Below are 22,338 nucleotides of genomic sequence, written 5' to 3' on the forward strand. Positions count from 1 at the left end.
ACAGGCGCTCCCAGAGTTGCACCCATGCCTGATTTGGTTTGTCAATTTTTGATGCGCCGGGATACGTTTTCGTAATCAAAATCATGACCATCCATCAATGCAAGTACTCACTTACCGGATGAACCTTTTTTGTTATAGTAAAAACCAATTGGTATTGACCATCGTTAAATAACTGTTGTTCTATGTTTGTATTCGCTTGAAAAAGGAGATTTCTGATGAACCGACATCATTTTGCGTACATTGTTGTATTTGTATTAACGGTTGTTTGTTTGCCGCTGACGGCCCGGGTCGGTTTTGCGGCGGAGACGCTGGCGTCTCGCCCCGTCGAAACGTTTGTGTTTAAAAATGGATATAGCCTGGCGGCGATTGAAGTCGACTTTCCGACCAAAATCGGCGTGTATCAAGTTACTCCGTTGCCTGACTCGGCGCTGGGCAGTTTTTGGCTCACTTGGCCTGAGGGAACGGAAATTAAAAACGTCAAAGCAACGGTAGCCGAAACGGAAACCGATGTTGACGCCGCCAGCATCGCAGAATTGCTTGAAGCCAACATCGGCGCCAGCGTTCAAGTGGCGGATGAAGACACCTGGTATAAGGGCGTAATCGTTTCTGTTCCTAAACGCAGCGAGGGTCCGATCATTTACCCGCAAGATGACAAAACCATTCCAGCGCCAAACCCCGATGAGCGCGGCGACGTGGTCATTCTGAAAGACGGCGCTCAGCGCTTTGTCTTGAATATTCGCTCAATTAATAAAATCCGTTTTTTAGACGACGAAGCGGGAATGAAACTCAAACGGCTTTCGCGGCAAAATGTGATTGAGTTTGAAGTGACGAAGACCTTCAGCGAGCTGGGAAAGCATTTGCAAATTCAATATCTGGCGAACGGATTGTCATGGTCGCCAAGTTATGTGGTTGACATCACCAATGAAGGCAAAGCGTTGATTTCCGCGAAGGCTGTTCTGGTCAATGATTTGATTGGGTTGGATGATACCCGCGCGGAACTGGTGACGGGGTATCCGCATCTGGCGTATGCCGACAAGAGCAGCCACTTTACGCTGACGCCCTTACAGCAACTCATGCAGCAAATTCAAGCGGGAAGCGGCGTGCAAGAACGCTTTGCCTATGACACTGTAAGCAATAATTCCAGATCGTTTGGGTATGCAATGGCAAAAGCGCCGTCGATGCCCTCACAGACGCTTGAAGGCGAGGCGGAAGAAGATTTGTTTTTCTATCCAATTGAAAACGTCACATTGAAAAAAGGCGAGCGCGGCTATTATCCGCTCTTCGCCGCTGAAGCGCCTTATCAACATTTATATACAGTGGCGCTGCCGGATGCGATTCAGCCTGAGGTTTATTTGCGCAATCGCGGCGGGATGCCGGAAGCGCCCGACCCGGTGGTTTGGCATACGCTCAAACTCGTAAATGAATCGAACTCGCCATGGACGACAGCGCCCGCGATGACGATGAAAAATGGTCGGATACTGGGTCAAGACGCCATCCGCTACACGCCGCGCGGGGCGACGATTGATTTGAAAATCACGCAGGCGGTCTCGGTGAAAGCGGAACATAACGAATATGAGATTGAACGCGATCCGAACCCGTTCCAGATTGGGACGGTGAGTTACGCCAAAATTCGCGTCAAAGGCGAAGTGGTTGTGACCAATTTCAAAGATGAAGCCATCGAATTAGAAGTAGAAAAAATCGTGACTGGCGAAGTGGTTGAGGTTGAAGGCGGGCCGAAGGTCAAAAAACTTGTCAAAGGCCTGCAAAATGTGAATCCCCAAACACAATTGACCTGGGAACAGACGGTGGAACCGGGCGTCGATAATGCGTTGCGGATTGAGTACACTTATTCCGTTTATGTGCGGATGTAATCGAGCCTGTGTCATTGACTAAAGGGGTGGCGAGCCAAGGCGTCGCGAAATGAAGGCAGCCCTTGATGCAACGAATCAAAAATATCAGCCCTGTAGGGGCGCAACGTGTTGCGCCCGAATCCCCCCTGACGCTTTCAGCGCCGGCCCCCCCCTTAAAAAGGGGGGCTAAAAGTTTTAAGCCAATGACATTGGCTTTTTGAGGGGGGAGCAGCGATAGAAATATCTATGATCATTCGATCCGCACAGAATTAGAGCAACAAAAATAACAACCCTCATCCTCACCTTCTCCCAGAGGGAGAAGGGATCACATTTCTCGTTTTAGGACGCGTACGCCTGGATGAGTTCTGATGTGCGCTGGCGGGCTTCGGCGTCTGCGATGTGGATGTCTTCCAGTGTGTAATCCAAAGCCGGTTTGTGTTTGTTCATGCTGGCTTCCAACAAACGGGGAATCGCGCCGAATGGGATGCGTTCGTTTAGAAACGCATCCACCACTTCCTCATTGGCGACGGACAAATACGCCGGCATGGTGCCGCCGATGCGGGCGGCTTCATAACACAAGCGCAGGCAGGGGAAACTGTCCATATCCGGCGGGAAGAAGGTCAGGTTGGGCGTATCGAGCAGGTTGAGTTTTCGTCCGGTGCGTTCGATGCGCTCCGGGTAGGACAGCGCGTATTGAATGGGCGTACGCATGTCGGCGTCGCCCAGTTGCGCCATGATGGAGCCATCGAAAAATTCGACCATCGAATGGATGATCGACTGAGGGTGCACCACCACGTCGATGCAGTCGAGCGGTTGGTTGAACAGATGGTGGGCTTCGATGACTTCGAGGCCTTTATTAAATAGCGTGGCCGAATCAATGGTGATTTTCGCCCCCATGTCCCAGGTGGGGTGGTTGAGGGCTTCTTCGACTTTCACATTCTCGAACTGATCCGGCGTCTGGCCGCGAAACGGGCCGCCGGACGCCGTGAGGATGATTTTTAACACTTCGCTGTGGTCGCCGCACTGCAAGCATTGCCAGATGGCGCTGTGTTCGCTGTCGATGGGGATGATCGGCGAATTGCTGTCGCGGGCGACTTTCATTAACAGGTCGCCTGCCATCGCGAGCACCTCTTTGTTGGCCAGGGCGATCTGCATTCCCTCGCTGGCGGCCTCGAAGGTCGGCTTGAAGCCCGCCGCGCCAACGGTGGCGATGACGGCGGTGTCTGCGTCGCAGGCTTGGGCTATTTCGCAAAACGAATTCGGGCCATACAGGAACTCGGTTTTTTGCGGCAGGGTATCTTGGGGGTATTCTTTGGCGGCGTCTTCATCCGATACGGCGGCCCATTTGGGTTTGAATTCTGTAATTTGCTCTTGTAGTAGGGTCGTATTCCGCCTGGTGGCGATTCCGGCTATTTCAAATTTGTCCGTGTGGTTTCGTACGACATCCAACACTTGTTGCCCAATCGAACCTGTCGAACCTAATAATAATAACCGTTTCATGCGGTAAAATTTATCCCCATTTGTTTGTGTTGTTTATTAAAGAGTATAGGAAAAGCGTACTTAAACAAATCCTTCTGAAACAAGCAAGTCGCAAGATATTGTTTCAAGAGCTGTAAATCAATTACTCGATAAACATCTGTTCAATCGACCTGCGATGAAAATTCGCGAATTTTATTTAAGGGTGCACAATATATTGTGATTGCGCATTGGGGGCGGCTCAGCATGTTGGGGGTCGCAGTGGCCGAAGTCTTGACTGGCATAACCCATACACATATAATAGGTTAGTTACGCTTGGGCGATATAATTTCATTTCTTGCCCATCACCCGCACGTTAATTTTTAATCAGGGTTTGAGGAACTGTTCATGGCAAAAGATAAGCAGCCTTCCAATGCAAATTATGATGAGAGCAATATTGTTGTTCTCGAGGGACTTCAAGCCGTCCGTAAGCGTCCCGCGATGTACATCGGCAGCACCAGCACTGACGGCCTTCATCACCTCGTCTATGAAGTTGTAGACAACTCGATTGATGAAGCCGGCGCCGGGCATGGCTCAACGATTGACGTAACCATTCACTATGACAATTCGATCACGGTTGCCGACGAAGGGCGCGGCATCCCTGTGGGGCAACATAAAAACTATCCCGATAAATCCGCGATGGAAGTTGTTTTGACCGTGCTTCACGCGGGCGGCAAGTTTGATAATAACTCCTATAAGACGTCTGGTGGTTTGCACGGCGTGGGTATCTCCGTTGTGAATGCGCTGTCTGAATCATTGGTCGCTGAAGTAAAACGCGCCGGTGAAATCCATTATCAAAAATTTGAACGCGGGTTGCCGGTTGGGCCAATCGAAGTGATTGGCAAAACCAAAGACACCGGGACGAAAATTCTCTTTAAGCCAGACACGAAAATATTTGAAGAGACAGTCTTTTCGTATGATGTGTTGGCGACCCGCTTGCGTGAATTGGCGTTCTTAAACCGGGGCGTCACTATCAACCTGACCGATGAGCGCGAAGAAGACAAAAAAGCCGTTTTCCATTTTGAGGGCGGCATTAACGAGTTTGTGAAGTACCTCAACAAAAGCAAGAACATCATTAACCCCGACCCTATTTATTTTTGTAAAGAACGCGAAATTAAAGTTGTTGACGGCCCGAACGAATCGGTCGCCGTCGAAATTTCGATGCAGTATAACGATAGTTACCAGGAAAACATTTTCTCATTTGCCAACAACATTAATACCCGCGAAGGCGGGACCCACCTGATCGGGTTTCGCAGCGCTCTCACGCGTACGACCAACGATTACATCAAGCGCAACGATCTGATTAAGAAAAGCAAGAACGAAATATCCATCACCGGCGAAGATTTGCGCGAAGGATTGACTTGCGTTATTTCGGTCAAGATTTCAAACCCGCAGTTCGAGGGCCAAACCAAAACCAAATTGGGCAACAGCGAAGTCAAAGGCTTGGTCGAGTCGATTGTGAATGAAGGGTTGTCGGAGTTTTTTGAAGAGAACCCTTCGGTCGCGAAGAAGATCGCCAATAAAGTCATCAGCGCGGCCCAAGCGCGCGACGCGGCCCGTAATGCGCGCAACCTGGCGCGGCGTAAAAATATTTTAGACGGCGGCGGGCTGCCGGGCAAATTGGCGGATTGCTCAGAAAAACAGCCGGAATTATGCGAAATATTCATGGTGGAAGGCGACTCAGCCGGCGGGTCGGCCAAGCAAGGCCGCAACCGTCGCTTCCAGGCGATTCTTCCGCTCAAAGGTAAAATTCTCAACGTCGAAAAAGCGCGCTTGGACAAGGTGCTTGCGAATGAGGAAATCCAAACGATTATCACCGCTATTGGCGCGAACGTGGGCGAGGCGGATTTTGACTTGAGCAAATGCCGCTACCACAAGATGATTATTATGACCGATGCGGACGTCGACGGCGCCCACATTCGGACGTTATTGTTGACGTTCTTCTTCCGTCAGATGCCGCAACTAATCGAGTCAGGCCGCATCTATATCGCGCAGCCGCCGCTCTACCGCATCAAAAAAGGGAAAAAAGAACAGTACATTGATACGGACCGCGATTTAGAACTCTATCTGATGCAATTGGGTATTGACAGCGTCGAGTGTTTCCCCATTCGCGACGGCGAAGAACAAAAAGCCATGCCGCCCGCGCAATTTAAAGAACTGTTGACTGGCATCCAACAACTCGACCGCTTTGACAAGCGCTTGCGGCGCCGCGGATTGTCGCTTCATCATCTGTTGCAAGCCCGCGCAGACAATAAAAACACCTTGCCGCTCTACCGAATCGAACATGAGGGCAAGGCGGAATACGCGTTCTCGGAAAAAGAATACGCGCAGATTATCGCGCGCTATCAGGTCGCTGAAGAACCTGGCGCCGAAGAAAAACCGCAACCCGAAAAACCGGAGTTTCATGCGACTGAGTTTTTTGAAGCAGGCGAACTTGAAGCCATTATCAAGAAGATTGAAAAATCCGGCATTGACCTTTTGCTCCATTGGCCGCAGTTAGAAGAAGTAAACGGCAATGGGCGTAAACATGGGAAAAACAACGGCAAAGAAGACGAAGACGAAGATGCGGTTCCGCCCATCTACCGGATGGAAGACAAAGCCAACCAAGAGGCGAGCCAATATTTGACTGATGTCTTGCACTTTGTCCGCCAAGCGGGCGGGCGTGGTATCGACGTGCAGCGTTACAAGGGATTGGGTGAAATGAACCCGGACCAATTGTGGAACACCACCATGGACCCGGAAACACGCACCATCTTGCGCGTGAACATGGATGACGCCGTTGAAGCAGAAGAAATCTTTACGATCTTGATGGGCGACGCGGTCGAACCTCGACGCAATTTTATTCAAGAACACGCGCCAGAAGTTGCATTCATCGACATCTAGAGTGGATTTTAGAATGGTACGCATCGTTAAAAATCTGGAGAGCATTTCATCATACGCCGCAGCATGAGCCGGCCTCTTACTTTATTCCTTTTGGCAACGACTATCGCGGCGTGGGTATGCGGCAACGCATTTTCCGCGCCGCTGACTCATTTGCAGAAGTTGCTGGATGAGTTTCCCGACCGTCAAGCGCAGTGTTTGCGCGAAGTCGCTGAGTCAAACAACGCTCCACTTTTTCTACGTGGCGCCGCGAAACTGTTTCTCGGCGAGCCCACCGAAGACTCGCTTGCTTCTCTCACTGCCGTCTCAGGCGACCAATTAAGCATGATGGATGCCACCGTTATGCTGCGAATTTTGTTGGTTGAAGACTACGCCGAATCGGTTCCCGACAATGTACGCGCCATCCTCGAAGCAAACCTGATCGAGTTTTTTCAGAAACGCGAAGATGTGCTTCTGAACGAACTGGATGTGCGCGAGCCGGAAAGCCGCTTCGTCCTGCGCCACACGCTGAGGTTGTTGTGGGCGCAATATGCAAAGTCGCGTGAAGTGGTTTTTTCGCTGGCGGGCGAACAAGATGCGGCGGCGGCTTATCAAGCGTCTCTCGGTCAAATGCGTGAATGGCTGGCGCAGCGGTTGCAATACGGTTTGGTTGATCGTGGTTCGGCGTATCGAAACCGAACGCTCTCTTGCTTATTATTATTGTATGATGCGACGGAAGTTGATGAGTTGCGCAGGCAAGTGGAAGTGTGTCTCGACGGCGCCGCAGCAGACTGGGCGCAGGAATCGCTTGATGGGGTGTGGGGAGGCGCGCGGTTGCGCTCGCTGGAGTCGATTTCCCCTCTGCCAGGCGACCGCGCCGGATTTATCTGGTTCGGTTCCAAACAGCGCGACCTGTCGGGCGTGGCGGACCCTGCTGCTTTACATTTGAGTGCAAGCCAATACCGGCCTCCAGCGGCGGTGATTCGCATCGGCGCCGAGCGTGAGGAGCGCGCGGCCTATGAGGTCAAGACGCGTTACTTTGAATCCCCACAAGGCGATCATCAGGAAGGCCGAAAATATGCCTATGTTGATCCTGATTTCATACTCGGTTCATTCGTTTTGCGAGACGAAGCCGTCCCCTGGCAGTCGCGCCCCTGGGAACTGACATTGTGGGACGGCGACAGCGCGGAAAATCGCATTTTCGCCTTTGCCGGGCGGCAGTTTTTTAGCGGCGCCCGCCCGCCGTACGACGCCGGGTATGACCAGTGGAACGCCAGCGTTTATCAATACAAAAATGTGTTGTTCTCTACATTTCATCGCAGCGACTATCATCAACCGGGGAAACAAAAACTCGACCGTCGTTATCAGAAACAACCCGTGAGGATATGGATCGACCGCAGCCTGCAGCCGGTTGAATTTAAAGACGGCTGGTGGTTCGCCCGCTTGGGCGGCGTCTATTTGGCGTTTCGGCCCATTCAGGGTCTCAGCTATTGGTGGCGCGATATCGAAACTGAATCCGGCGAAGGCGCCTCGATTCTTGCGTTGCAAGACCTGGATTCGCCCTTCTTGCTTGAAGTCGAACAAGCCGAACGCTTTCTCTCGTATGAGCGCTTTCAACAGCAAGTGGTTGATGCGCCATACATCGTTGAACACAATTCGGTTACGTTCGTTTCGCGAAAAGGCGATGTGTTCTTGTTTCCATTGGACGGCGGCGAATTTCTGGTGAACGGCTATGAAGTCGACCCCTGGGATGACAATGACTATCAACTCTACGGCGGGCGCTTTGTTACTGCTGAACCCGGGCCGCATTCATTCAAGGCCGAGTGGAAGCCTTTTGGCGTTTTGATTGATCGCAGCGATCCGTTTTTACCGGTCCGGATTTTGAAGCCGGACCCGCAGGGCGCCGATTGGATGAAGCAAGAGGTTTCGTTTCCGTATCGCCCCCGGTGATTCGCCGTAAGCGGCTATAATAAAACTTTGATCTTGACGCAATGGTGGAAGCGACTGATATGACATTGACGACTGACATCAAACACCAAGGCTCTTGGGTGCGGGTCGGCGCCGCGCAGATGAACACCACCGTCGGCGACATTGACGGAAATGTAGCCATTATGCGCCAATGGATTCAGCGCGCGCGTAAACAGGGCGTCCAGGTTTTAGTGTTTCCTGAACTGTCTATCTGCGGGTATCCGCCCAAAGACTTGTTGCTCAAGACGCAATTTATTGAAGAACAACGGCAAGCGCTCGAAACGCTGGTTCCTGAAACCAAGGGCATGTTCGTCGTAGTCGGGCTGGTGGTCCGCGAACGCGATTCATACAACGCCGCCGCCGTGATGCACGATGGAAAGTTGCTCGGCATCGCCCGAAAAGTGGGGTTGCCGAACTATCGCGTGTTTGATGAGAAACGCTATTTTCAACGCGGCGAGTTTCTCTCGGCGTTTCATACTGATATCGCCGATGTCGGCGTGTTGATTTGCGAAGACGTTTGGCACCCGGAAATCGTGTCGCAAATCGCCGCCAGCGGCGTCGAACTCATCGTCTGCGTGTCGGCGTCTCCCTTCAGCGTGGGGCGCTCGCGCGAACGCGAAACCATGATTCAATGCCGTTGCCAAGACCATTCGGTCGGTTTTGTTTTTTGCAATTTAGTCGGCGGGCAAGACGAACTCATCTTCGACGGCAATAGCCTGATCGCTGCGCCCAGCGGGCGCATGTTGTCGCGAGGTAAATCGTTTGAAGAAGACTTGGTCGTCGCGGACATTCAATTTGAAGAAATACACCGCAACCGCTTGGCTGCTCCGATTCAGCGCGATATCGCGCCCGGTGAACCGTTGTCGCGCGAGGCGGTGCGGCTGACGGTGTCGGACGGGGAAACCCAATCGTTCGAGCGCACCGTCAAGCCGCCGTCAGACGCCAACCCCTTTTTGTACGCCGCCGGGCAAAAGTTCAACCCGGTCGAAGACGCTTACAATGCGTTGGTATTGGGCGTGGGGGATTACGTTCGCAAAAACGGATTTAAGTCGGTTGTGATTGGATTAAGCGGCGGCATCGACTCGGCGCTGACCGCGACCATCGCAGTGGATGCGCTCGGGGCGGACAACGTGGTCGGGGTTTCGATGCCCAGCCGTTATTCGTCGGGGCATAGCAAGTCGGACGCGGAAGACCTGGCCAAAAATCTGGGCATTGAATATAAACAGTTCGCCATCGAAACACTGTTTCAGACATACCTGGAATTATTTGAAGACGAATTCAAAGAAACAAAGCCTGACATTACCGAAGAGAACTTACAGGCGCGTATTCGCGGCGCATTGCTCATGGCGCTCTCGAATAAATTTGGGCACTTGGTTTTGGCAACAGGCAACAAATCCGAACTGTCGGTCGGCTATGCGACGCTATACGGCGATATGTGCGGCGGCCTCGCGGTGATTGGCGACGTGCCCAAGACGCTGGTGTTTCAGATGGCGCGTTATGTGAATCAATCGTCGGGGCGTATCCGCATCCCGGAAAACACCATTGATAAACCACCGTCAGCTGAATTGCGCGAAGACCAGAAAGACACCGACAGCCTGCCGCCGTATGGCATCTTAGATGGAATTTTATACGCGTACATTGAGCAGGATTGCAGCGTTCCCGAAATCATTGAGTTGGGCTATGATCCAGACTTGGTGAGGCGCATTGTGAACCTGGTCGATAAGGCCGAGCATAAACGGCGCCAGGCGGCGATTGTCTTGCGCGTCACGTCAAAAGCCTTCGGCAGCGACCGGCGCCTGCCGGTGACCAACAAATATAAATCTGGATAATTGCAATGAAAATTGGATACCGTTTGTTTGCACTCTTCATGGTGATGGAATGCTTTGCGCTTCCGGCGTTTGCCCAGGAAGGCGATTTTTTTGATACCTATATTCCTATCGCAAAACTGTTTGACTCTCCAGTGTTTTTTGCGTGCGTGGTCGGCAGCGCCGTCTTGATTTTGGTTATCACCCTCTTATTCATCCTCTATACCAATAATCTTGAAAAAAAATGTTATGAATGGGGCAAGAAAAAGAAAACCAGCGAATTGATCGGTCTGTTAGAAAGCCCCATCGCGGCGGAGCGTCGCTCGGCGTTTATTTATCTTCGCAATCATGGAAGCGACGATGAGGCCGAAGAACTCATCATCAATCAACTGCACGAACAGCGGCGCAATGGCGAAGTGAATCCCTACCTGATTTATTTGATGGAAGACTTGCGTTGTTTTTCGGGCATCCCCGTTTTGAAAACCATCAACAAAAGCAATTCGCAATACGCCCAAATCGCGGGCGAGTCGCTCGCGGGATTGTTGTCTGACCAAAGTCAGGATCAAGAAAAGCAAAGCGACAAAGACAAAACGAAGTAAATCCTGATCGTTTAATTTCCCTAAAGTAGGGTGGGTTCTTAACCCACTATTACAACTGAATACAGTGTATAATGTAACAAATTAGTATCAGGGGTTTTCCATGAACTGGAAAGAGTACATCGAACAGCAACCGGGCGTTATGTTAGGCAAGCCTGTGATTAAGGGTACTCGCTTGACTGTAGAAATGGTTTTAGAAAGCATGGCTGAAGGCGCGACAGAAGCAGACCTTCTTGAAGCCCACCCCCGCTTGCGCCCGATACATATTAAAGCCGTTCACGCCTATGCCGCCGCCTCACTTTCCGCAGACAAAATCCTTTCACTGACAGACTGATCCATTTTCGTGAACGTGCGGCTTATTGGAAAATTCGTTTTTGAATCTTATTCTCAATTTTTTATATTCCCTCTGAATGTTTCATTCTCTCCTCTCGTATCACTCTTTGAAAGCAGTTCATAACCTACAGAAATGATACGAATAGGAGCGCGAAACCATGAATCAAAGTCAAGTGAAAAGAAGTGTCGATTGGATTGGGATTGCCATCATTGCCGCAATGGTGGGGGTGTTGTGTGTTTCCGGGGCTTTTGCACAGACCGCTAGTTCAGATAAGGTGTTGTTCGTCCAGGTTAAAACGGAAGACGGCGTGAACATTGATGCGAGCCTGCCGTTCTCCGTGTTAGAAACGCTGATCGATTCCGCTCCCAAAGAGCTCGATGAGATTGTGAAAAAACATTCGGTGCACGTCAGAGAGATGCTGGCGGAGCTGAAAAAGATGGAAGGCAAAGATTTGGTGCGCGTCATCGGCGCCAACGATGTTCGGATCGGCGTACTCGCCTGGCAATCTGAAGAAGATAATTTTATCAAAGTTAATGTGAAGCCCGGCGGTGAAGACGAGGACGTCGAAGAAGTTAACATCTGTTTGCCCAAGGGGCTGGTTACAATCGCATTGGCCGCAGCCAAAGACCTTGATCTGGGCGAAGATCAAAAAGAAATCGGCAAGATCGTTGAAGAAATCATGAAAGCGGTTAGCGAAGGCATGAAACAAGGCGGCGACAATGGCGACGATCACAACGGAGAGAATGAGCAATAAGCAATAGTCCGAGTGAGTTGATTGGATCAACTTGGGGAGGGCGAACCTCCTGGTGAGCCGCGTGAGAACAAAACCATTTCTCATACCCGCGGCTCGTCGGGAGACTCGCCCTCCCCTTGGTTTGTCTAACGATGGATTTTACGGCTTGAAGGCAAAACGCGGCAGTCCAAGATAATGCAGCAGCAAATGTCCAACCACCACTTCGAGGCGCGAATCTTCCGTCAGTGAAATACGGATGGTGTCGCCCAAGCCCATCTGCAATAGCGAGCCGAGTCCCGCCCACGAGTTAATCACCGCCGCGCGACCACAGCCCGCTTCGGTCACGCCGAGGTGGAGTGGGTACGGCGAAGTCTTGGCGAAAATCTGATACGCGTCGATGATCCAACGGGCGTCGTTGGCTTTCAGCGAAACCACCATGTTCTCCACGCCTTCTTCTTCCATCAAGCGTACGGAATTTTGCGCACTGATGGCGAGCGCTTCGGCGGAATGGTCGCCGTATTTTTCTAAAAGATCGCGATCCAGCGAGCCTGCATTAACGCCGACGCGAATCGGGATGTTGCGGGCGACGGCTTCGCGGGCAATTTTTTTGAGCAATTTGGGGTCGCGAATGTTGCCGGGGTTGATGCGCAACTTGTGCGTGCCTGCTTCAAGCGCGGCCAACGCCATCGGTGGACGAAAATGAATATCGGCGACCAATGGAATGGGCGAATCTTTTACGATTCGCTCAAACGTGCCCGCCGAGCCTTCGTCAGGAACGCTGACGCGGTTGATGTCGGCGTGGAAGGGCTGCAATTCCATCGCGTCTTCCCAGCAGTTAATTTGCTTGAGAATGTTTTGCTCGCGGTCGGGCAGATTTTCAGGATTGATGCTATAGACGTTGTCGATCTCGCGCATGGCGGAGTCGTAATCGGTGGTTGGCACTTTGACCATGGTTTGAACGGCGATGGGGTGGTTTTCGCCGATGGATACATCGCCGATGGTCACGGCTTTGGTTTGACGCCGGGGGCGCAACACGGGCGCCAGAGGAGGCGTAGCGGTACTCATTAGTTTCGTTCCTCGATTTCTTGTTTGATGCGCCGGGCGGTTTCTTCCATCCGGGCGACGTCTTCTGTCCGGTCGAGCGCTTGGTAAAGTTTGGCGGCGAGGTCGTAATAGCGCGGTCGGGCAGGAAAGAGCGCTTGTGCGGCGCGAAGTTCCTGTATGGCTTCTTCGGTATATCCTAGCGCAAACAGCGCTTCGGCCAAATCGGCGCGTAACGTTGCACGGCGCGGCGCCCGGGCGACTGCCCGGTGCATGCAATTGAGGCGCGTCTGTTGTGCGATGGGGGTTGGAGTTCTCGCCCAGAGATTGCCCAAACTGTTCCAGGAGGACGCGTCGCTTGGGTCCCAAAGGACGGCGCGTTCGTACGCGGTTCGCGCCGGGTAAAATTTTTCGTCAAGCAGACTGTAATAGCCCTCATCGGCGGCGAGGCGGTTGGCGTACTTGCATCCTGCAAAATACCCCCAGCAAAGGAATAGGAGGATTGCCAGCGCCCAATTGATTGCTATAGGCCATTGTCGAATGGATTGCATCTGGATTTTTGAAACGGAAACTGCACTCATTAAAAAGAGCGGAACATACCACAGTTCCGGCAAACGGTTGTGGAAATCAACGCATGACAGAAACACGAATACGCTGCAAGCGCCGAATGCCGCCCAGACGGCGGCGCGATCAGGAACCGGTTGGCGCCAGCGTTTCCATAGATAGGCAAAGACAACCAGCAATAACCAAGTAAGCAAGACGGCGCCAATCAGTCCGCCTTCGACCGTGCTTTCAAGAAATACATTATGGACATAACGCGCTTCGAGGTCGCCGGGGCGGATGTGCTGGGCATAGAATCCTTCGAATCCTTCGAGGCCGACGCCGAAGCAGGGGTGGTCTTGAATGACCGCTAACGCGCCGCGATAGAAGTGGGTGCGCGCAACGATGGTAGACAGCGTCATCAGCCGGTCGCCGAACAAATGAGCGGGAAGAATGAAAATTGCGCCCGCCAGTGCGATGATTGGCGCTGATAGTGATAGGGCGATTGCCTTCCACGTGATGCGTCCGCCGCGCTGCAGCCACTCAAACAACGCTATCAGAACAAACGTCAGCGCCAGCGCCAACAACGCGCTACGCGAGAAGGTGCGGTAAATCCCTGTTGTTAGAATGAACCCCGCGAGGCAGAGCGCGATGCGCGCGCCCCAGGTTTTCGACTGGCGAAGCAATAACCACAGCGGCCATAAGCAGAGAACAAAATAGCCTGCGGTGTGGTTGGGATTGCCGAAATTTCCCATGGCGCGATTGGCTTCGAGCGAGACGATCATTTCCGCGTTCATGGTTTCGTCGTACATTGGATTCGTGCGCAAGGCTTCGATGAGTTCGCCGTGTCCAGTCCACTGCACATAGAGTGCTTGCAGCGCCGCCGCCGCGCCGCCAATGACCAGCGCCATAGTAAGTGTGCGGCGGTGGGACGTTGAGAAGTTCATCAGTCGCAAGACGGTCCATAAGAAAAGAAGCGCTACGAGATTTGAAAAAGCGTTGCCTGCGCGAAAAAAATCGGGCGCGTAGGACAGGCTGACGGCGGAGGCCGCGACCCCCAAGAATGCGGGCAAAAAAAACGGTTCGTGGTTGAGTTGGCGAACGGCGCCCCGCCATCCGTATTGCGCGATCAACACCGCGACGCACAAATATAAAAACGAGCGGAACGCAAAGGCGATATCGTAATGAATGAGTTGCGGCAATAGCGGCGCGAGAAAAAACAACACCGCCAGCGCGCCGACGATGACGGCGTGATGGCGCGTATTGAGCGTGAGTGGGGCGTCGTTCATTGCTCCGACCCTTTGCGGGCGAATCCGCTAAAGCGAGGCCAAGCGATTGGCCAACCAGGATTCGAGCAACGCAAGCAGCAAGCAAATAAAAATCAGCACGATGCGAAGATCAAATCCGCCCTGCATTTTTCCGAGCGCATCATTGATTGAATCGAGATCGACAAACTCGATGCCGTAGCGGGCTTGCAGTTGCTGGCGTTCGTCTTGGGTGAGCATGGTCAGGTCTGATTCAAATCGGCGTTGCGGGGGCGTCCAGTTTTCTTGTCGCGTTACGCGCGCGGCGTCTTTGGCGAGTTCCCACATCAGGGCGGGGAACAGCGGCGACAATAGTGCGCCTTGGTTGGTAGACAGCGGCGCGTTGAGCAGCCAGATGCGTCCTTGTCCGAGCGTGAAGCCAGCCAAGCTATGCGCGGTCGCGGCGCCATATTCGTAGGCCGTCGTCGGTTGCGCTTCGCTGCGGGTGAGTGCGCCGTGTTGCTTCGGGGTCCAATCATCCCAGGCGGATTTCGGCCAGACCGAAAGGGCGTCGCCCAGTGTTTCTATTGATGAAACTGTGATCGAACCTGCCTGCGCTTCTGTATTTTCCGGCAGCCATTCCCAGCCGAGTTCTCCCAAAAATTCCGCCCATGCGCCTTGGGGAACTTCGCCGCCGGTCATAACCAGGACCGCGCCGCCTTGTTTGGCGAACTCTATCACTAACGAAGTTTCCGCCGCCGACCATTCCGTCCGCCAGGCTGGATTCAACACCAACCAATCATCATCGGGACTCAATGCTTCGAGTGAAGTTGGGGCGTAATGAATTTGAATGGGGCCTGTTTGCGTATCGTCTGGTTTCACTGACGCCCGCAAGACGGCGAGCGACGATGAAGGCGCCGTTTCGTCCGCTGCGAGAACAATGTTGAACTGCGTTTGAATGGGGACCTGAAATTCTAACTGATTGTCGATGGGCAATGGGTCGTCTGGTTCGATTTGAATCCGCCATTGGGAAGCGTAGGTCTCTTCATTCGTTTTGATCGCGACCAAATCGCCTGCGGACGCGGTGAATGAAAAGGGGACGCGCTGAACGCCGGATGTGTTGCCGGGAAACGAAACGTCGTTTTGCAATACGTCTTCGTCGGCATCAACGCGGGTGACGGTCAAGCCGCCGTTGACGGTTTCTTGCCAGCCGATCGCGCCTGTATAGCCCGTGAATGATTCCCACCCCGCGACGCCCCATGGCGGAAGCGAAATGGCGTCGATGTCGCACCATAAATTGACCGCAGGTTCAGTGCCAACTACCGCGACAATACAGGGCGGTACGCTGGACGGGGGAACCGGTCCGTCTAACAGGGATTGCCAAGGCAAGCGTTGCCCATCGGTAATGATGACGATGCGCTCGCCGCTGTTGAGTTGACTGCGGAGAGAGGCAAATAAATCAATGGAAGACGCGCCGTTTGCGGTTGGCGTCTCTTCAAAGAGCAAGTCGATTTCGGCGCGGCTCAGCGGGTTTAACGCGGCTGCGGCGCTGGCGCCAACCGATGCGGCGTCCCAACGGTAGGTTCTGAGCGCAAGCCCGCCGAGCGATTGCTTGACGTTGTTCCATGCGTCATTGGCGCGGGGCATCCATTGCGCGTCGCCGTCGTCGTAGCCCATGCTGTATGACGAATCAATCACAGCAATTTGCTGTTGTAACGCGCTGGCGAACGGCAGCCAACTCCATAGGCGCGCGCCTGCGCCGCTGGTTTGCCAACGCGGCCCGGCCAGAGCCAAGAGGATCATCGCCAACAACAACGTGCGAAGAATCAACAATAATAATTCTTGCAGTTGCGGGTTGATGAAATCTTTTTCCTTCGCCTCAAGCAAAAAGCGAATCAGCGGGAAGTCAACGCGCTGAATCTGGTCTTCGCGGCGGCGGCGAAAGATCCACGGCAGCGCTAGAATAGGGAACGCCCACAATAAGAATGGATTGGCAAATGTGAACATAGATATATCGCGCTAAGGCGCAGTAATGGTTTCTGTTTAAGTTTCTTTGTTACTAGCGCTGCATCAAATTGGCAATGTCCTTCAGAGATGAAACGAGCGCTTAATAACAGGTGAGATTGCGTCGGTCGAAAACTCCCTCGCAATGACACTGGTGCTAGAAATATACCCTAGCACCAATAGGGCGCCTACGGCAGGCGGGCTTGGATGTTTAATGCGCCGGGATGAGCAGGGTCGAGAGCCAATAGTTGCTTCACGGTTTCCTGGGTTGCGTCAATGTTTTCTGTGAGAAAATAGACTGTCGCCAGCGCATTCAGTGTTTCCAGGTTTTTGGGGTCTGCTTGCAGAGAAAGTTCAAACCATTCCATCGCCGGGTCGTATTGATTGCGCGCGGCGAAGGTGAGGCCCAGGTTGCGGGAATAAGCCGGATTGAGAGAATTGATTTCATACGCTGAGCGGAAGCGTTCTTCCGCCGCCGCCCAATCTTCGCGCTCGAAGGCAATGATGCCCAATTGGTTCCAGGATTCGGCGTGGTCGGGGCGCTCGACTAAGTCTTCGAGCAATAAGGTTTCCGCCGTGGTTTCGTTGCCAGTGTTCATTTCGAGGATGCCCTGGTTGTATTTGGCAAAGGGTTGGCTGGAGCACCCGGCGAAAAGCAGCGCGGCAATACTAAAACCGGCGAACAAAAGGCCGCCGGTTGGTAGGTTCTGTGAGAGGATTCGTTTTAACATACGCTATGCTTTGAGCCTGAACTGGCAGACGCGGTCTTGGTCATTTAAATCTTTGTGAATCACCACATCGCCAAATTGCGTGCGGCGGCGAACTTCCGTGCGAATCACCGGAATAATGGTCGGGTCGGCTTCGATTAAGACATAACCGCCGGGGCGAAGCAATGGAGCCGCGCCGTCGAGAATGCTCTTGATGCAGATCATGCCGTCGCGCCCGCCGTCGAGGGCGATCACGGGTTCGTGGTCGCGTATCTGGTTGGGCAATTTATTGATATCCTGGGTTTTGATGTAAGGGGGGTTGGTTACCAGAATATCAAAGTCCAAACTCAGTTCTGTCCGCATCGGCGTGAACAAGGTGCCTTCGCGCAAGGTGACGTAATTTTGTAAGTCATGGCGGCGGACATTTTGCCCGGCGACCTGAATCGCGATATTGGAGACGTCGCTGGCGATAAACTCGCCTTCTGGCATATTCAACGCCATTGAGATCACGATATTGCCTGAGCCGGTGCACATATCGTAAACGCGCGGCTCGTGGTCGGTGATGCCTTTGGTGATTTCTAATGCGGCGTCAACCAGGCATTCGGTTTCCGGGCGAGGAATAAACACGCCTTTCGAAATATGAAACGGCGTCGAATAGAACTCAACTTCTTCAATAATATAAGGAATGGGTTCGTGTTTCATGCGCCGGGTCAGGCACAGTTCAAGTTGGGCCGCTTCAACGGGAGAAACCAAGCGCTCGGGGCTGGCCAAGACTTCGGACCTGGTTTGGTGAGTTACATGGGCTACGAGCAACTCAGCGGACAGTTTGGGCGACTCGACCTTGCGCGTCTCCAAAACAGAGGTGCAATTTTCAAGGGCTTCTTTTACGTCGGCGGGCGGTTTTCGGGTCATTGCGTTCATGGTATTTTGGCCTTATCTCTAGAATCAAAATAAAAAAATACTCATCCACTGCCAAGGCAGTGAGGCCTCTCAACCCATGTCACGCATACGTTTCAACTGATCTTCTTGCATTAAAGCATCAATCATTTCATCTAATTCTCCGCTCATAATGGCTTCTAAGCGGTGCAAAGTCAAGTTAATACGATGGTCGGTCACCCGGTTTTGCGGAAAGTTATAGGTTCGGATGCGTCCGCTGCGGTCGCCGCTGCCGACCATTGATTTGCGTTGGGCGGCTTGTTCTTCGGCGAGACGGCTGCGTTCCATTTCAAATAAGCGGCTACGTAAGACCTTGAGCGCACGCGCCCGGTTTTTGTGTTGCGATTTTTCGTCCTGGCATGAAACCACCAAACCGGTTGGAATGTGATTGATGCGCACGGCGGAATCGGTGGTGTTGACGCTTTGCCCGCCGGGGCCGGATGAACGAAACACGTCAATGCGGATATCTTCGTTTTTGACTTCAATGTCGACTTCTTCGGCTTCGGGCAAGACCGCGACGGTGGCGGCGGAAGTATGAATGCGGCCCGAGGCTTCCGTCTCAGGAACGCGCTGCACCCGGTGGCCTCCAGCTTCAAATTGCAGGCGGGAAAAAACGTCCTCGCCGCTGACGTTAAATATCACTTCCTTGAATCCGCCCAAGCCGGTTTCGTTTGACGACAATACTTCATATTTCCATCCCTGCGATTCGGCGTAGCGGCAGTACATGCGAAACAAGTCGCCCGCAAACAAGGCCGCTTCGTCGCCGCCGGTGCCGGCGCGTACTTCGATGATGGCGTTGCGGTCGCCGTAGGGGTCTTTGGGAATCAGGTGCTTCTGTAAAAGTTCGAGCAGTTCGCTTTCTTGTTCGCGCAGCTGCGGCAATTCGTCTTGCGCCATCTCGGCGAGTTCTTCGTCATCGCTTTGAACGGCTTCTTCTAGTTCGATGCGTTCGGCTTTTGTTTTTTTCCAACGATCAAAATCTTGCAGCACTGGCGAGAGTTCTGAATGGCGCTTGCTGAGTTTGGTCATGAGGTCGCGGTCTTTAGATGTTTCAGGATCGCTCAGCCGGGTTTCGAGGTTTTTAAATTCATCTTGTAGGCTCTGCAGTTTTTCTTCAATCAATTTCATAGTGGTCTCAATAAACGATAGGCAATCTATATACCGTGCAGCAATGTAACGGGCATAGGCTTGGTTCGCAACTGGCGCTGGCGGCTTTTATGAGCCAAAATGTAAAAGTTTAATTAATTTGAATCGAAAAAGTCGTCTTTGACCTTCACACTTATTAAGTTAGTCGACTATAATAATGCGTTTTGCATAACAGGATAGAAAGCACCAGGCATCATTCCCGGTCATACAACGGGATGGTACACAACTCTAGGTTAGGACGGGAAAAGTATCAATGGCTAAGAAAAACGTTTACTTCTTCGGAAACGGCCGTGCAGACGGCAATGGCAAGATGGGGAATCTGTTGGGCGGAAAAGGCGCCAACCTGGCGGAAATGAGCAGCCTTAAAATTCCAGTACCCGCAGGATTCACAATCCCCACAGACATGTGCAACATCTACTACGCCAACAAAGGAAAATATACGCCCGCCTTCATCAAAGAGGTTAATGAAAACCTTGTAAAAATCGAACGCGCGATGAAGAAAAAATTCGGCGATCCCAAAAACCCTCTGTTGTTGTCCGTCCGTTCGGGCGCGCGTAAATCCATGCCCGGCATGATGGAAACCATCCTCAACGTCGGCCTCAACGCTGACACCATCGCCGGCATCGTCGCCAAAACCGGCAACGCCCGCTTCGCGTGGGATTCATACCGCCGCTTAATTCAGATGTACGCTGACGTCGTTATGGAAAAAGCCGCTGGCTTCGAACCCAAAGACGGCCAGGGCATCCGCGCTCAGTTGGAACGCGAACTGGAAGCGATCAAAAAGAAATACAAAGTCAAAAATGATCCAGACCTCAGCGCCGAACAACTGCAAGAAGTCGTTGCGGCCTACAAAAAGAAAATCAAGCAAGTTCTGAAAAAGAACTTCCCAGATGACCCCAAAGAACAATTGTGGGGTTCCATCAATGCGGTCTTCCGTTCCTGGAACGGCAAGCGCGCCTTCGCTTATCGTAACATCGAAGGTATTCCTCACGACTGGGGTACAGCGGTTAACGTCCAGGCGATGGTCTTTGGCAACATGGGCGAATCGTCCGCGACCGGCGTTGCGTTTACCCGCAATCCGGCGACTGGCGAAAACATTTTCTACGGCGAATGGCTGATTAACGCTCAGGGCGAAGACGTGGTCGCGGGCATCCGCACCCCGGCGCCGATGGGCAAGAAGATGAAAAAAGAAACCGGCGCCAAAGAAGCCTCGCTGGAAGAAGCGTATCCGAAACTCTACAAAGAGCTCGATAGCATTCGTTTGCGTCTTGAGAAGCACTACAAAGACATGCTCGACGTCGAATTCACCATCGAAGAAGGCGTGTTGTGGATGCTGCAATGCCGCGTCGGCAAACGCAACGGCCCCGCCGCTGTGCAGATGGCCGTCGATATGAAAGACGAGCGCCTCATCAACGCCAAGACTGCTGTCTTGCGCGTGACATCCGACCAATTGGACGAACTGCTCCACCCGATCATCGACCCGAAGGTCGAAGCCAAGACGAAAGTCATTTGCAAAGGCTTGCCTGCCGGTCCTGGCGGTGCAACGGGTCAAATTGTCTTCACGGCGGATGAAGCGGTGAAATGGCGCAAAGCCGGTAAGCAAGTTATTCTCGTTCGCGATGAAACCAACCCCGAAGACGTCGAAGGCATGCGCGCTGCAGAAGCCATCCTGACCGCTCGCGGCGGTATGACCAGCCACGCGGCTTTGGTTGCCCGCGGCTGGGGCAAATGCTGCATCGTCGGCGCTGGCTCCATCGAAATTGATTACAAAAAAGGCATTCTCACTGTTGGCGACGTGAAACTGAAAGAAGGCGCTTGGGTTTCGTTGAATGGAACCAAGGGCGTTGTCTATGAAGGCGCACTGCCATTGATCGAAGCGGGCGATGACAACAAATACCTCGATAAATTCTTGGCGATTTGTGACACGATCCGCAGACTCAAAGTTCGCACCAACGCCGAAACCCCTGAAGACGCAAAGAAAGCGCTTGGCTTTGGCGCCGAAGGTATCGGCCTGTTCCGCACCGAGCACATGTTCTACGGTAAAGGCTCCGAACAACCGCTGTCGAAATTACGCAAGATGATCATGTCTGAAACCGTCGAAGAGCGCAAAAAAGCGTTGAAAGAGCTTTATCCATTCGTAAAGAAAGACATCAAGGCGACCTTGCTGGCGATGAACGGCTTGCCCGTCACCTTCCGTCTGCTCGATCCTCCTTTGCACGAATTTGTTCCGCACGAAAAAGCGGAAGTCGCCAAACTCTGCAAAGAGTTGAAGATCAGCCCGGCGGAATTTAAAAAACGCGCCGAAGCCCTCAGCGAAGTTAACCCCATGATGGGCCATCGCGGCGTTCGTTTGGGCGTTACTTATCCCGAAGTTGCCGAAATGCAAATTCAGGCGATTCTCGAAGCTTCAGCGGAATTGTTGAAAGCCAAAAAGAAACCGCTTCCTGAAATCATGATTCCAGTTGTTAGCGCAACCAGCGAATTAGACGTAATGAAAGCCTTGGCGGAAGGCGTCTATAACGAAGTCTTGAAAAAGACCAAACTCAAAAAGATTCCTCACATGTTCGGTACGATGATCGAAATCCCGCGCGCTTGCCTGGTTGCGGACGACATCGCCGAAGTGGCGGAATTCTTCTCATTCGGCACCAACGATCTGACTCAGATGACCTTCGGCTACAGCCGCGACGACTCGGCGGGCTTCTTACACCAATACGTCGAAGACGAATTGTTGGAGGGCGATCCGTTCCAGTCCATTGACGAGAGCGGCGTTGGCGAGTTGATCAAAGTTGCGGTCGAACGCGGTCAAAAAACCCGCAAGGGCATCAAATTGGGCATCTGCGGCGAACACGGCGGCGATCCCAAATCGGTGTTCTTCTGCCACAAAGTCGGTTTGGATTATGTGTCCTGCTCGCCGTTCCGCGTACCCATCGCGCGTCACGCGGCGGCCTGTGTCGCAGCGCTCGAAAAGAAATAAGCGCTGTCTCATAGATTGAATCCGTAATCAAACGGGGGCTGAATCCGGCCCCCGTTTTTTTATTCAATGGTTCTGAGTCGTGTAAT

15 protein-coding genes are annotated in these 22,338 nt (G+C 52.7%); 8 read left to right on the forward strand and 7 right to left on the reverse strand.

The window, feature by feature from the left end:
* Positions 1–215: 215 nt before the first annotated feature.
* Complete coding sequence (locus P9L94_06975) at positions 216–1,871, forward strand: hypothetical protein (GenBank protein ID MDP8243806.1); 1,656 nt, start codon at positions 216–218, stop codon at positions 1,869–1,871.
* Between the two features lie 318 nt (positions 1,872–2,189).
* Here P9L94_06975 and P9L94_06980 read toward each other — a convergent pair whose 3' ends face one another.
* Positions 2,190–3,350, reverse strand: coding sequence for a 1-deoxy-D-xylulose-5-phosphate reductoisomerase (locus P9L94_06980; protein MDP8243807.1), 1,161 nt, complete (start codon positions 3,348–3,350; stop codon positions 2,190–2,192).
* A gap of 363 nt (positions 3,351–3,713) precedes the next feature.
* Between P9L94_06980 and gyrB the strand changes: the two genes are divergently transcribed.
* The 6 genes from gyrB (at position 3,714) to P9L94_07010 (ending at position 11,681) form a co-directional block, all read left to right on the forward strand.
* Positions 3,714–6,248, forward strand: coding sequence for a DNA topoisomerase (ATP-hydrolyzing) subunit B (gene gyrB / locus P9L94_06985; GenBank protein MDP8243808.1), 2,535 nt, complete (start codon positions 3,714–3,716; stop codon positions 6,246–6,248).
* A gap of 90 nt (positions 6,249–6,338) precedes the next feature.
* Positions 6,339–8,174 carry a hypothetical protein gene (locus P9L94_06990; GenBank protein ID MDP8243809.1) on the forward strand — a complete coding sequence of 612 codons (1,836 nt, stop codon included), beginning with the start codon at positions 6,339–6,341 and terminating at the stop codon, positions 8,172–8,174.
* 59 nt (positions 8,175–8,233) lie between these two features.
* Positions 8,234–10,021, forward strand: coding sequence for an NAD+ synthase (locus P9L94_06995; protein MDP8243810.1), 1,788 nt, complete (start codon positions 8,234–8,236; stop codon positions 10,019–10,021).
* 5 nt (positions 10,022–10,026) lie between these two features.
* On the forward strand, positions 10,027–10,596 hold the full coding sequence (locus P9L94_07000) for a hypothetical protein (protein MDP8243811.1): 570 nt from the start codon (positions 10,027–10,029) through the stop codon (positions 10,594–10,596).
* Positions 10,597–10,696: 100 nt separating this feature from the next.
* Positions 10,697–10,927: a DUF433 domain-containing protein gene (locus P9L94_07005; GenBank protein MDP8243812.1), complete on the forward strand. Its 231-nt coding sequence runs from the start codon at positions 10,697–10,699 to the stop codon at positions 10,925–10,927.
* 157 nt (positions 10,928–11,084) lie between these two features.
* Complete coding sequence (locus tag P9L94_07010; GenBank protein ID MDP8243813.1) at positions 11,085–11,681, forward strand: hypothetical protein; 597 nt, start codon at positions 11,085–11,087, stop codon at positions 11,679–11,681.
* A gap of 138 nt (positions 11,682–11,819) precedes the next feature.
* On the opposite strand, the gene P9L94_07015 is transcribed toward P9L94_07010, so the two are convergent.
* The 6 genes from P9L94_07015 to prfA form a co-directional block, all read right to left on the reverse strand.
* The gene (locus tag P9L94_07015; GenBank protein MDP8243814.1) at positions 11,820–12,725 is read right to left on the reverse strand and encodes a flavodoxin-dependent (E)-4-hydroxy-3-methylbut-2-enyl-diphosphate synthase; all 906 of its coding nucleotides are present in this window, start codon (positions 12,723–12,725) and stop codon (positions 11,820–11,822) included.
* Positions 12,725–14,530, reverse strand: coding sequence for an O-antigen ligase family protein (locus P9L94_07020; GenBank protein ID MDP8243815.1), 1,806 nt, complete (start codon positions 14,528–14,530; stop codon positions 12,725–12,727). The genes P9L94_07015 and P9L94_07020 overlap by 1 nt, the downstream gene beginning before the upstream one ends.
* 27 nt (positions 14,531–14,557) lie before the next feature.
* Positions 14,558–16,492, reverse strand: coding sequence for a BatA domain-containing protein (locus P9L94_07025; protein MDP8243816.1), 1,935 nt, complete (start codon positions 16,490–16,492; stop codon positions 14,558–14,560).
* Between the two features lie 185 nt (positions 16,493–16,677).
* Positions 16,678–17,220 carry a tetratricopeptide repeat protein gene (locus P9L94_07030; protein MDP8243817.1) on the reverse strand — a complete coding sequence of 181 codons (543 nt, stop codon included), beginning with the start codon at positions 17,218–17,220 and terminating at the stop codon, positions 16,678–16,680.
* 3 nt (positions 17,221–17,223) lie between these two features.
* Positions 17,224–18,117: a peptide chain release factor N(5)-glutamine methyltransferase gene (gene prmC / locus P9L94_07035; GenBank protein ID MDP8243818.1), complete on the reverse strand. Its 894-nt coding sequence runs from the start codon at positions 18,115–18,117 to the stop codon at positions 17,224–17,226.
* Positions 18,118–18,186: 69 nt separating this feature from the next.
* Positions 18,187–19,260: a peptide chain release factor 1 gene (gene prfA, locus P9L94_07040; protein MDP8243819.1), complete on the reverse strand. Its 1,074-nt coding sequence runs from the start codon at positions 19,258–19,260 to the stop codon at positions 18,187–18,189.
* 271 nt (positions 19,261–19,531) lie between these two features.
* On the opposite strand from prfA, the gene ppdK reads away from it, so the two are divergent.
* Complete coding sequence (gene ppdK, locus P9L94_07045; protein MDP8243820.1) at positions 19,532–22,252, forward strand: pyruvate, phosphate dikinase; 2,721 nt, start codon at positions 19,532–19,534, stop codon at positions 22,250–22,252.
* Positions 22,253–22,338: the final 86 nt, after the last annotated feature.

The sequence above is a fragment of the Candidatus Hinthialibacter antarcticus genome (assembly GCA_030765645.1).
Lineage (GTDB): Bacteria > Hinthialibacterota > Hinthialibacteria > Hinthialibacterales > Hinthialibacteraceae > Hinthialibacter > Hinthialibacter antarcticus.